Genomic DNA, 13002 nt, shown 5'->3' with positions numbered 1-13002 from the left:
CACATTCTTGTATTGATTAATTATATCGTGATTTTGGGAGTGGCGGAATTACGCCACTCCCCCAAGCAACAGGGTTGAAAGAGGCTGCTCCCCGTTATCGAAAACTGCGCCGTTAATGATGCGCTTGCCCCGCAGCCCAAAATACGCGCCTTCCCGGTTTACAGGTATCCTTTCGCCAATATCCCTGGGATCTCCTCTGCCGGCAAAGGCCGGCTAAACAAGTATCCCTGAATTTCGTCGCATTCGTGTTCCTGCAGGAAGGACAACTGCTCTTCCGTCTCCACGCCTTCGGCAATGGTTTTCAAATTCAGACTGTGCGCCATAGCGATCGTCGTCTTGACTATCGCCTGATCTTTTGGGTCGGACGCCAGACCCTTTACAAAGGACTGATCTATCTTTAAATAATCCAGCGGCAGCCGTTTCAAATAGCTCAACGATGAATATCCCGTGCCGAAATCATCAATCGAAATCCCTATGCCCTGCGCGTTTAGTTCAGTCAATATCTGAATAGCCTTCTCCGGGTTCCGCATAATGACGCTCTCCGTTATTTCCAACTCCAGGCACTGCGGAGAAATCATGGTGTCCTGTAATGCCTCCTTAACTATTTCTATCAGGTTCTGTTGATCAAACTGGCGGCTCGACAAATTCAGGGCAATGTTTATCCGTTGGTAACCGGCTTCCTGCCATGTTTTGATTTGCCCACAGACGGTACGTATGACAAACTCTCCGATAGGGATAATGAGGCCGCTTGTTTCGGCCAGGGGAATAAACTGCAGGGGCGGAATCAAGCCTCTATCGGGATGTTTCCAGCGGATCAGCGCTTCCATTCCTTTAACCATTCGCGTTGCCGCGTCTACCTTCGGCTGGTAGTAGAGTACCAGTTCGTTCCGCGCCAGAGCCATGTGCAGGTCGCTTTCCAGTGTCAGGAGTTCCAGAACAAAGGAATTCATTGATCCCGAATAAAATTGATAGTTGCTTTTCCCTTCGCTCTTTGTGCATCTCATGGCCTTTTCGGCGTTTTTCAGTAGGTCGTCAACATCCGTTCCGTCATCAGGATACAAGGCAATGCCGATGCTGGCAGTCATAAAAACCTCGCGACCGTTCAGATCATAGGAGGTGGATATTTCCTCAAGTAAATGACGAGCGGCTATTGCGGCGCCCTGAGCCTGGTTGAGATCATGCACCAATACGATAAACTCGTCTCCACCGCATCGAGATACAGCACTCACTGCTTCACCTTCATCTGATCTGGCAACGTCGTCGCTTTTTCGCAAAGAGTGGGTAAGTCTGTCAGCAACAGCCTTCAGCAGAATATCTCCGATGTTATATCCGAGCGTATCGTTAATCCGCTGGAAATTATCTAATCCAATGTAAATCAGGGCAAATATCTCTTTATGGCGATGGGCATGTTCAATTGATCTTTTTATAAGCTCTTTATGAAATGTGCGGTTTGGCAACCCGGTTAGGCTGTCATAATAATGCAGAAGGTGAATTTTTTCTGTCGCCTTCTTGCTTTCCGTGAGGTCCTCAATGATAATCAGACCGTAAAGCATGTTATCTTCTTTCCCATGGAGGGCAGAGGCGGTAATTTTAGCCCACATGATTCCTCCGTCCTTTCTGACATACCGCTTTTCCAAGTGAAGCACGGGGAGGCTGTCTGCGAATAATTGTGCTGAAAATTCTCTATCCTTCTCTCTGTCTTCTTCGCATGTGATATCTGCAATGCTTTGATCTGCAAGTTCCTGCTCGCTATACCCCAACAATCCGCATAACACTTTATTCACCGCGATAATCGTGTAATCCGGATTTGCCAAAATCATCCCGACAGGTCCTTCATCAAAGATGCGTCTGAAGCGTTCTTCGCTCAGTTGCAACTCTTCCTCCGCCCTCTTTCTCTCTATGATACCGGCCACTACATCCGTGATCGCTTTGAGAAATTCCTCTTCCCTTTTGTCTCTGCGATGCCCGGCCCTCAAGTACAGATTCAGAACCCCCAGTACTTTGCCGTGGAACTTGATTGGAACACAGTAGTGACCATGCGGAGAGACACTCCCGAATAGATTTTCATGGCGCTCATCAACGTTTTTGACAAACTCGATTTCTCCTTTCAGGGCGGCTCGACCGCAGATACAGCGGCCAAACGGAACTTCTGCACATGTTGTCGCCAACAATGGGGATAGACCCTTTTGGACCACCATAACCAGCACATCGGATTTTTCTTTGACCAGAAAGATACATCCTTTTGCTTCCACTTTAAGCCAGGAGATGGAAATAATGGTCTCAAGCATCTTGGCCAATTGTTCTTCAAGATGGATATCCAATAACGAGATGCTCAACAATGTATTGATAAGCGTCTCGTGGTCCACTCTTCCACGGTAGTTCCTGTACGCCCAGAAAAAGGCGATGCCGAGGATGAACACCACGATGCCGAGGAGCAAAAGGGTCTTTTTGAAATCTTTCCACACGAAAGCCGTCACCTCGTCCAACGGCGCGTTCTCTACGACGATCCACGAGACGTTCTCAACGGACATCGAAGCAAAGGCCGCCAATTTCTTTGGCTCTCCCTTTAGTTGATATTCCGTGACGCCTTCCGTTTTCCCCAGCATCATCTCAATATGATTGAAGGAAGCATGGCATTGATTGCAGGTTCCATCCTTTTCCCGGATGTTTCTCATCACCATCTCCGGGTGCTCGGATTGCAGCAAAACCGTTCCTTCCTTATCCATGATCCAGAACTTGTGCGATTTCATCAGCGGAGTGAATACGATTGACTGCTCAGCAACCATTTTCTCCAGATCGACCTTAAACATCAGAGCGCCGGCGAATTTGTCTCCAGGCTTTTGACGACCTCCGGCGGCGGATTCCCGATACAGCGGGGTGGCAAGGAAAATCCCGATATGGGTGGAAACAGGGCTTCCTGCAGTCACTGGTATGCGCTGTCTCTCCCCCTTCTCATACCAAATCCAGACCGATCCTTTGTTTACCGGGTCTCTTGCCCAGGAGAAGAAGTTATCTTGAGAATGATTTTCTCCAATGGCCATTGCAGTCGTGGAATAGGAGGCTGTTCCTTTTTCGTCAAGAAGAGATATCTCCTTAATGTTAAACCTCTTTAAGCGTTCGAAGTTCGACAGGATATCGACTGTCATCTTTTTCCTGCCAGGGTCCTGCAGGGCGGCGGAAGAAAAGAACCTCCGGAGATCAGAGGAACGGAAACGAAGGTAAGATTCGATTTGCCTGGTAGTCTGCCGGGCAATCAGGAGCTGAGTATTGTTAAATTGGGAGAGAACGCGTTCCTTGTTTGTCTGGTGGATATAAAAAGTGAGGAAGAAAACGGTCAGCAAACCTACTGCTGCGAGAATAATAACTGTCAGATTTTTTCTCATTGAGGTGCACCTCTGCAATTGATCCCGCAGATTCGTAGTCATGTTGTCAGCAGATTGTGGAAGATTTGCAGCCTCTCCGGGCTCCTGTCGGAGATGACAAACGCGTTGATAATTTCGTCTATGGGAACATCCCCGTGCCGGGATTTCCAGTAGGCCAGAAGACCTTGCGCCAGGTCCATCGGGTTCAAATCTTCCCGCTGGAGGTTCTCGATCAATTGCAGCGAGAGAGCATCCTGCTGCCTTTGGAGCGTAGGAATCACCCGGACGGGAACGGTCACCAGCCCGAACAGCCGGGCCGCCAGCAGCCGCCGCTCCCCGACAACGAGGAAATAGCCCCTGCCGCTCCGGGCAACCGTAAGCGGCTGGAGAATGCGCGGGCGATCAAGACTCTTTTGATCATTTTTTATCCTCCCAAACACGAGCTATTCTAATCATTCAGTTCTTCCGGTTTGTGCAAATAACTGGCGTCGGTTGCCACCCTTGCACATTTCAGGCAGATGTATTTGGGCTTCCCGACTATTTTCTTGAGTTTGTCAAGCTCATCGGAAATTTCCCCTTTTTTCCACTCGCACAGATGTTTATTGCCTTTCCCCATCTTTTCCACCGCCTCCATCCTTAAGTCGGCAGCAATTATTGAGAAAGTGCCGCGTCCTACTTGCCAATGTTCTCAACAATCAGCTCACCGCCCGGCTTGATGAACAGATAATAAAGACTCCCCTCGCGGTATGTCCCGCCGGCAAGTTCACCGGCCTTGTCGCCGACTCCCATATAGACATCGCAGCGGCCCGCGGCCCGGATCGCCCCGCCTGTATCCTGATCCAGAACAAACCCGACGGGACTGTCCAGCTCAACCGCGGCAAAGGCAAACATCGCCCGTGGGTAAATAGACTTATCCGTCGCAATCGTGCGGAAGGGGATTACCGGCTCATTGAGCGAACCCCGGGGCTCGCTTTCCTGAGACCGGAAGAAGACAAAGCGGGGGTTTTTATTTACATACTTATCGACTTCCTCAGGATGGACCTTAAAATAATCAATCATCGCCTTGAGGTTGATATTTTTATTGGCAAACTTGCCATCGGCCATCATTTTCTGCACGATCCCCTGGTATTCCCAGCCGTTATGAGCGGCATAGGCGACCGTCTCGGTCTGGCCGTCCGGGAGGCGAATTTTGGCTGAACCCTGCACATGCACTATATAAGCCTCAAACGGGTCGCTCAGCCAGACCAGCTCATTGCCGGCAAGGATATTGGACTTTTGTATCTCTTCCCTGCTTGGATATTTCCGGAACTGGCCATCCGGAGTCCTTTGGCCCAGAATTGTCCCGTCAGCCCCTTTTACCAGATCGGCCGGCGGCTTATATAAAGGATGCTGGAAACGGTCGGTGCGCACAGACGAACCGTCAAAAATAGGCGTATAATACCCCGTAAACAGTACGGTTCCCTGGTCATCGCAGCCGACCGAAATATACGTGTCGAATCGCTCCCGCAAAACCGCGTTCATCTGCTGAGGAGACAATCTCGCCGCAACCAGCTTTTTCAGCTCCTGCAGGCTCCTGAGAGCCTGGTCGTAGGTGATGTCGCCATAAGGGTAGAATCCTTTGCTGGATGGTTTTGCTAGATAATTCAGACTGTTGGCGATTGCTTCCTGCAGGCGGTCAGTATCAGAGCAGGCCCGCGTGTAGTCGGGAATCTGGCTGGGATCGGTAATCTTTCGCAGCGCCAGCTCGCCGGGCGGCAAGAGACGATAGTAATCCTTTTGGGGGGTTGGCTGCACCGTCAGCACTGCAGGGGTACGTTTCTGGCAGCCGGCAAGAACCAGAAAAGCAATGACCAATAACAGTAAAGAAATAATTTTGGTTTTCATGGCGAGTTTATAAGACAAGCGACTCTCCTCTGTCAAAGAAAATTTTGCGGCAATGCCGCTAATTATCAACGGATAGCGGCGGGAAGGATTTGAGGAGAATAAACCTCCTGAGAGGCTATATCTTATGCCGGCTATGGATTGAGGAACTTTTTTGCCGCTGTGCGTCACTATCATGACTTGCCCCTCAGTGCCAGCGGCGATCTAAAATGCCTCCCGCCAATCTTTATTTCTTCGGCAAAATCCAGCGGCCGACGACTCTATTGCTCCTGCTTTGCCAGGCAGCAAAGACTCTGCCGGCTGCATCCACGGCAAGAGAGCGCTGGCTGTCAATCCTCCCACTGCTTCCCAAAACCAGCGGGGCCGACCAATCGTCGCCTGTATTAATAAAATAGCACATTTCGTGTGTGGAACTCCAGAAACCCAGCTGCGATTTAGTCAACAGAAGATGATTGGCGCCCTTCGCATCATTGTTGAGCAGGGCGCCGCGGTCATTGAGCCAGCGCCACCCGGAATCCGGCAGATCGCTCGCGGTTACAATCTCGAAAAGCGGCGCCCATTGGCCATCATTGATTTTCACGTTTATCCACGGCATATCCGCAGTTCCCATTTTATGCATTCCGTCGTCCAGCCCCAGATTATATACCCAAATCAGGCCATCAAGATCACCGAGTGCGCTGTTAATGGCGAACTGCCTTTCTATGGAACCGATCAGATTTAATGATGTTGGTCGCTGGTTTTTATCGGCAACATACGGCAAGGGGACCAACGGCATTCCCGGAATGGCTTCCCACAGGATTGGAGTATTGTCTTTTCCTGCCCCTTGCTGGTCGAGATTTTTGTTTCCTGAAAGAAACCTGTCGTATTGCACCCGGGCATAGCGTATCTCCTTTGGGGAGGTATCCACAACCCTGTAGCCGCCGCTCATGTATCCAAAGGCAACGATAAAGGCCCTGCTCTTGCCGGAGGCGCGATACAGAAAATGTAAGGAACCGTTGCGATCCGCCCCAACCGTGAAGTCCGAAAGAGCGCTGAGCTTTGTCTCCGGATCGAAGACCGCGCGAATGGCCCATCCCTCGGGGGATTCCTGGGCAAGGACAAGCTTGTCGGCCATGACATCCGACCAGAAGACTACGGGCAATAAAATGAACCAGCCCACCGTCCAGTCCCTGCGCGTGGGAGAGCCGATTTCCTTGCCATTGGCGATGAAGGCGCAAAGCAGATTATCGCCCGCCGTAATGAACCGGGCGCAAAGATTCCCCTTGAGCTCCTGCCATTTCTGCTCTGGGGCGGAGCGGATAAATTGTCTGTCGCCGGCAAGCACGCGCAGACCGCCGGCCGAAAGCTCAACTGCATCAAGCGCCTTGGGGGAAGCGTCTTCCAACTTGCCGATAATTTCGTGTAAAAAGACATTGCTTTCGGAAACTTCAAGGTGGTGTATCTGTTTTTTTTTATCTGATAAAAAGAGATGGGCTCTACCGTCGGCGCTGATGAGACTTTTGAAGGGGAAGCCGTCCGCTATCTTTACATCTTCCCAAAGAACGATCTCCGGACTCAGATGGACTTCCGGCAGCCGGCGCGCCTTGACATCAGGCAGCAGGCCCTGCTCGGCCAGCGACGCGCAGCCGGCGCAAACCATGACTGCCAAAAGGAAAACGGCAAGAACGCTTAAGCGAGGAGCCGTCCGCATATTCCCTCCCTCAATCAGCCAATGCCTTGAGCAACAGCCCCGGACGCGACGGAGCGCGTCCCTCCAATTTCATCGTTCGTTGTGCCTCCCAAGGCATGGGGGTTTATATCGTATGAGCGATTCGGATATGAAGGTCAATTAACCTACATTCCCATCTTTTTCTCGATATTCTCTATCTCTTTGCTGAGTTCTACCCGCTCATCTACCCCGAGATCAGCTTGATTCAGTCTTCTTTTGAGGCCGAGAAGAATCATCTCTTCCCGATAATCTTTGCAGGTGTATTTCCCTTTTTTTGAGTTCATAGTTTAAGTTCTTCCGAAAAGAAAGCTCCTCCAAGGCATAGTCAATGGCTGTATGGGCTACAAGACTATGATAGCTTTTGTCAAGGACCTTTCCATTACTGCCAGGAACAGTTTAAGACTTGGGCCGCGGCATTGGCAGCGATTACATCAGACCGTATTTTTTTAGTTTTTTATGGAGAGTTCTCCTGGTAATCTGCAATCTGCGGGCTGCCTCGCTCTTGTTTCCGCCCGCGGCGGCAAACGTCCGCAGGATCATCTCCCGCTCCACATCCTCAAGGGGCGACGTCCCTTCGGCAAAGCTGACCGCGCTGTTTTCTGCCGTTTCCCCTGTATTCATAATTCCGACAGCACCGTCTTGCCCCTGTTCGCCGGATGTCCGTTTGGGGATATTCCCCTCAAGAAAAACCGCTTCACTCGGCCTGCGGGCAGAAGGAGCTGATATCGGCGCCGCATCGCCATAACCAAGGGAAAAACCCCTCCCCGCGCGCTGTCCATTCTCGGCAAAGTTGAGCAGGGAAATATCTCCCTCATCGAGGCAATCCCCACGGGAAAGGACCACGCCCCGCTCGATCGCGTTCATTAGTTCGCGGACGTTTCCCGGCCAGGGATGACGCAGCAGACGATCCATCGCTCTTGGCGTGAAGCCGCTGATATTTTTATGATTTTTCTCGGAAAACCGCAGGAGGAATTCCTGGGCAAGCAGCGGAATATCCTCCACCCTTTCTCGGAGCGGTGGGATGACCAGGCTGACGACGTTCAGCCGGTAGAAAAGATCCTCCCGGAAGCGTCCCGAGGCTACTTCTCTGAATAAATCCCGGTTTGTCGCCGCTATCATGCGCACATCGATCGGCAAAACATCCTCGCCGCCGACGCGGGTAAGCTCGCGCTCCTGCAATACCCGCAGCAGTTTTACCTGCATCGTCAGCGGCATCTCCCCGACCTCGTCCAGAAAAAGGCTGCCGCCGTTTGCCTGGAGAAACTTCCCCTCCTTGCGCCGGTCGGCCCCGGTGAAGGCTCCCCTCTCGTGGCCGAATAGTTCCGACTCCAGCAGGTTTTCAGGAATAGCGGCGCAATTCAGTTTGACAAAGGTTTTTTCCCGGCGCGGGCTGTTGAAATGGATCAACTCGGCGATCAGTTCCTTTCCGGTTCCCGACTCGCCGGCCACAAGAACGGTAGCTTCCGATTGCGCCACCTGCGACGCGGTTTCAAGCAGGCGGCTCATTGCCAGGGAGCGTCCGACAAGATTTTTCCGGTCGAAACGGTCGCCCAGTTTTTCCCTGAGAATCCGGTTTTCCTCCTTCAAACTGCGGTGTTCCATGGCCCGCTCCATGGTCAGGCGCAGCTCGTCGAAATCGAGCGGCTTCGTCAGGTAGTCGTAAGCCCCCTTCTTCAGCGCCTCAACCGCCGTTTCGACCGAGGCGTAGGCCGTCATGATAATAATCGGCAAGGCGGGATTGAAATCCTTTATCCCTGCCAGAGCCTCCAGACCCGACATCTTAATCATCCGGACATCCATCAGGATCAGATCGAACGGGCGGCTGCGCGCCATAGCAACAGCGCTCCCGCCGTCATCAGCCTCCGCAATCTCGTATCCCCAGTCGCCAAGCAGGGTCTTCAACATCGTCCGATGGGAAACATCGTCATCTACTACCAGGACATTGCGCTTTTCTTTAGTCATTTTCTATAATTTCTTTCATTTTTCGTCATGGACAACCGTTCCGGACGCGACGGAGCGCGTCCCTTCAAGCTAATTTTTAACCCTTCTTTGTGGCGGCGTACCACCATGAATGTTTCATCTGAAAGCAATAATCACCCTCAGAGGAGAGACGCGGTCATGACAACTCTCTATGAGGACCGCACGGGAAGAATCAGGGAAACCTTCGTGCCTTTCCCCTCCTCACTCTCCAAAAATATCTCTCCCTGGTGCGCCTCGACTATCTTGTGACAGATTGCCAGGCCTAAGCCCGTCCCCGCCGAGCGGGTGGTAAAATACGGGTCAAAGACACGGGGAAGATCAGCCGCGGGGATGCCTCTGCCAGTGTCGGCAATGGTTATCCGGATCGCCTTTTCTTCCTGTCCAAGCAGCGATACCCGCAGCTCCCCGCCCTTTTCCATTGCCTCCAGCGCATTCAGGAACAGGTTGAGAAAAACCTGGGTCATCCGGTCGGCATCGATGGATATTTCCCATTTCCCGGCTGGCATGTCGGTCTGAACGGCCACCCCCTTTTTCGCGGCCTCATTTTCAATCAAGGCAAGTGCATGGCGAATCACCACCGGCAATGAAACCGGAACAATATTCATCTTCAAGGGTCTGGCCAATTCAATCAGTTGCGTGATCACCCGATTTATTCGGTCAACCTCGCGGATCATCACCTCTGCCGCCTCGCGCTCGCCCGGGACGTCCACGAATCTCTCCCGGAAGTGCGTTGCGAAACCCTTGATCGAGCTTAAGGGATTTCTGATTTCGTGAGCGACTCCGGCGGCAAGACCACCCAGCGACGCAAGTCGCCTGCTCCGCTCCACCTCCGCCTCAAGCCGCTTGATCTCAGTCATGTCCCTGAAAAGCAAGATGCTTCCCAGGAAGATGTTTTCCTGCTCAAACAGCGGCGCGGCAACAACCTCCAGCGTCATTGTCGCGCCCTCCTTCGTGGCGCAGGGCACTTCCTGGTCAAGCAGCAGCGCCGTTTTGTCCCTTGGCATAATAAAATCGCCTAATTCCGCTGGCATGACTTCAACCGCCCGCTTCCCGACAGACTCGCCGGGGCCCAGGCGCAGGATCTCCTCCGCCGTTCGATTGCAGGCCGTCAGGGTTCCCCCGGCATCAATCGCAATCAGCCCCATCGGCATGTTCTCGACCAGACTGTCGGAAAAAACCCTGATTCGGGAAAGAGAGCTCCGCGCCTCCTGGTAGCCGTGAGCGAGCATGAGCGAAACAATCCCGGCCAAGCCAATGAGCAGGAAAAGCACCGCGCTCCATATCGTCCGGAAGATATCCTGCCTGCGGGCTTCCTCGATCGGCGACATATCCAGGCCTGCAAAAACGACAAGGCCCTGGGGTGGAGCATTTTTTTCAGTTGGCTCCAGTTGCTCGCCGAAATGATTGGTGAATTCATACCCTGACACCGCCGTAGAGGAGAGTGCTCGATAAACCTCAAAGGTATCGCCGCCCTGACTGTTTTCAACCAGGCGCCATGACAGCTTTTTCGCAACGGCGATCTGCCCCATTTCCAGATTTGTCTCATAGACGGTCCCAATGCGAAGAGGATCGCTGTCAGCCAGGATCATTCCGCTTGCATCGGCAACGATCAGATAATCGATATCCGCCTGTTCCGCCGTTTCCATCAGGAGTTTCTGGAGCTGGAATTCTCCCCAGTGCATGCCGATCCCTGTCCGGACACCCGCTTCAAAAGAGCGGATGATGGCCTCGCCTTTTGCGACAAGCAGCCGCTCAGTCTGCTCTTTCTGGCGGCTTATCGCATCCATCGTCATGATGATGAAAACAGGGACGAGAATTGCAACGGCCCCGATGATAAGCCAGGGGGGAACAACAATAAACCGTCTTTTATTTTTGTGAAAGCTGGTCAAACCAAGCCTCGCAGGTGGATACTTTATTGCAATTGTGGATACCACAAGTGGATACTTCTTGTCCACTTTTTTACACCGCTGCTTATTCACCCAACCAAGCGGTGGTTAAAAGAAAAAGAAATTTCAGGGTAACGGTCTAACCAATTAAACATCGGCAAAGCCCTTACTAAGGGCCTGTCCACAAATAACCTTGACAAGATTGCGCTCAGATTTGGGTTAGATTTGGTTGCGGCGATTGAACAAAACCGCAGACGTAGCAGCGCTACGTTGAGGATTTTGTGATTGAACCACAGCCAAAGATGGCCCAAAGATGAGATGCAATATGTTCAGGTTATTTGTTGACAGGCCTTAAGGCAAATTTTAAACAGCAACATCACAGGGGGACTTGGCAAGCGGGGTTCACCCTCCCTCCCCGCGACGCTGGTCCCCCTTTTCGTAATATGGGTCAGGTGGTTCGCATCCACATTTCCCCTATGCAAACCGCCTGCATCATCGGAGATTAAGCTCGGCCTTCCTGCTCATAAGACTCACCAGGAACGGAAGGGGAAAAAGATGGCGGCGGCTCTTTCGATAATCGGGTTCGCCGCCGCCATCTTCCTTCATTCGGCATCAATTGAAAACCTGCCATCATGCACAGCTAAGAAAGCGACCACATTATAGACAATCAGGGCTTTACGACCCGGATGCCACCCGCAAACAGTATCTCATCAAAGGTGCGGTTCAAGGTCCTGCTCGTAAACTTAACCATCACCGGCGATTCGGGAATTTCAACAATATCGCCCTCTTTGACCTCTGCCTGCAGGACGGCTACCCAGAGCTTTTTCCCCTTTTCCTCTACCTCCAGATAGGAATAGCCGGCGGCGTCGATCTTCTGCAACACCTTTCCCTTATGAGCGACCCCGCCCTTGGTAAATTCCGTTGCCTTCAAGCCCGAATGCGGATCGCCCCCTGCTTTCGGCACTGCCCCCTGCGACGTCCACGGATTGGGAGCAGCCGGCTGCATAAGAGCGCCCTGGGGAGAAACAGCCGGCGCCGGCTTCTCTTCCTTCTTTTGGCAGCCAACCGCGAAAATCAGCGCCAATGCTGTAATTAATAATATTTTTTTCTTCACAATCATCCTCCTTGTTGTAGTTTTTGCACTTCTATCATGCCTGTTTTTATTTGCAAAGGGGTTTTTGAAAATTACGCCTCCATCTGAAATTATTGACCTGCATCAGGTTGAACGGATCTCCTGCCTCATAAAGACCGCGTAGCAGATTCCAAAGCAGACAAATGTTATCGCCACCAGTGAAACCAGAAAGGGCATAACAATAACGATGCTCTGACCAAGCGGAAGCGGATTCTGGAAACGGGAAAGAGAAATTCTCTCCAATGGTCCCAAAATAATAAAGGAACGCGGCGTCCGGCGGAGCGGATCCAGAATCGTCGCGGTAGCGTCTGCATAAAGCGTCGCCGGGGAGAAAAATGAGACGGCCCGCTGAACCTCTGCATTTCTAATAAGGGCATCCTGGGCCTGGTATGTGTCCGCGGTGTCTTTTATCGGCGAAATCGCATCGGCAAGCAGGCTCCCACCCAGACCAATAAAGAACGACAATCCAATCCATACGGCAAGGGACGCCAGCGCCGAGGTGGCAGTGCTCCGAAAAACAACGGAAAAGAGGATCGCCGCGCCCAGCCAGAAAGAGATGTAGAGTATCCCCAGCGCGAGGTATATGAAGAGCCGCCAGATTTCCTCCGGACCAGGCACTACCCCGACCAGCGTGATGCCGAGCCCGGAGATAATCAGCGCCAGCGATACCATTACTATCGAAATCATTGTCACACCGGCCAGAAATTTCCCGTTGATGATCGCATCCCGATAAATCGGCTGGGCAACCAGTTTGCTGAGCGTCCGACCGGTCCGCTCGCGGCTGATTGCGTCAAAGCCGAGGATAATCCCGAGCAGCGGCCCGAAAAAACCAATGAACTGCACAAAAGAAAAGAGCTTCCCGGTTGAGGTGAACATCAGCAGGAAGATAAAGTCCGGTTTTGCCATCCCCTTGAGTTCGTCCCGCATCGCCATTCCGGAAAGGGATGCGATGATCACCCCGACCATGAAAATCAGAACCGTGATCAAAAGAAACCGGGTGGAGCTGAAATGGTCCTCCATCTCCTTGCGGTAGATCGTCAATACCCCGTGCAA

10 protein-coding genes are annotated in these 13002 nt (G+C 52.2%); all 10 read right to left on the bottom strand.

The genetic code is table 11. The features are described from left to right. Positions 1 to 158 precede the first annotated feature (158 nt). The 10 genes from M0P74_02950 to M0P74_02905 all read right to left on the bottom strand — a co-directional run bounded on the left by M0P74_02950 (position 159) and on the right by M0P74_02905 (position 13002). The gene (locus M0P74_02950) at positions 159 to 3383 is read right to left on the bottom strand and encodes an EAL domain-containing protein (protein ID MCK9362548.1); all 3225 of its coding nucleotides are present in this window, start codon (positions 3381 to 3383) and stop codon (positions 159 to 161) included. Between the two features lie 38 nt (positions 3384 to 3421). Further along, positions 3422 to 3802 carry a ParB N-terminal domain-containing protein gene (locus M0P74_02945; GenBank protein MCK9362547.1) on the bottom strand — a complete coding sequence of 127 codons (381 nt, stop codon included), beginning with the start codon at positions 3800 to 3802 and terminating at the stop codon, positions 3422 to 3424. 8 nt (positions 3803 to 3810) lie between these two features. After that, a complete protein-coding gene (locus tag M0P74_02940; protein ID MCK9362546.1) occupies positions 3811 to 3987 on the bottom strand; it encodes a hypothetical protein in 177 nt (58 codons plus the stop codon). 47 nt (positions 3988 to 4034) lie between these two features. Continuing rightward, positions 4035 to 5264: an MltA domain-containing protein gene (locus M0P74_02935; protein MCK9362545.1), complete on the bottom strand. Its 1230-nt coding sequence runs from the start codon at positions 5262 to 5264 to the stop codon at positions 4035 to 4037. Positions 5265 to 5469: 205 nt separating this feature from the next. Continuing rightward, positions 5470 to 6933 (bottom strand): hypothetical protein, encoded by a 1464-nt coding sequence (locus M0P74_02930; GenBank protein MCK9362544.1) that lies wholly within the window; start codon positions 6931 to 6933, stop codon positions 5470 to 5472. Between the two features lie 143 nt (positions 6934 to 7076). Further along, a complete protein-coding gene (locus M0P74_02925; GenBank protein ID MCK9362543.1) occupies positions 7077 to 7235 on the bottom strand; it encodes a hypothetical protein in 159 nt (52 codons plus the stop codon). Positions 7236 to 7377: 142 nt separating this feature from the next. Then, positions 7378 to 8913 carry a sigma-54 dependent transcriptional regulator gene (locus M0P74_02920; GenBank protein MCK9362542.1) on the bottom strand — a complete coding sequence of 512 codons (1536 nt, stop codon included), beginning with the start codon at positions 8911 to 8913 and terminating at the stop codon, positions 7378 to 7380. Positions 8914 to 9080: 167 nt separating this feature from the next. Then, positions 9081 to 10820 carry an ATP-binding protein gene (locus M0P74_02915; protein ID MCK9362541.1) on the bottom strand — a complete coding sequence of 580 codons (1740 nt, stop codon included), beginning with the start codon at positions 10818 to 10820 and terminating at the stop codon, positions 9081 to 9083. 664 nt (positions 10821 to 11484) lie between these two features. Then, on the bottom strand, positions 11485 to 11931 hold the full coding sequence (locus M0P74_02910; GenBank protein ID MCK9362540.1) for a hypothetical protein: 447 nt from the start codon (positions 11929 to 11931) through the stop codon (positions 11485 to 11487). Positions 11932 to 12033: 102 nt separating this feature from the next. Further along, positions 12034 to 13002: an ABC transporter permease gene (locus tag M0P74_02905; protein MCK9362539.1), complete on the bottom strand. Its 969-nt coding sequence runs from the start codon at positions 13000 to 13002 to the stop codon at positions 12034 to 12036.

The sequence above is a fragment of the Syntrophales bacterium genome (assembly GCA_023229765.1).
In the GTDB taxonomy this organism is placed as follows: domain Bacteria; phylum Desulfobacterota; class Syntrophia; order Syntrophales; family UBA5619; genus DYTH01.
The sequence above is the reverse complement of the archived record's forward strand: the minus strand, read 5'-3'. Positions and strand labels throughout refer to the sequence as shown.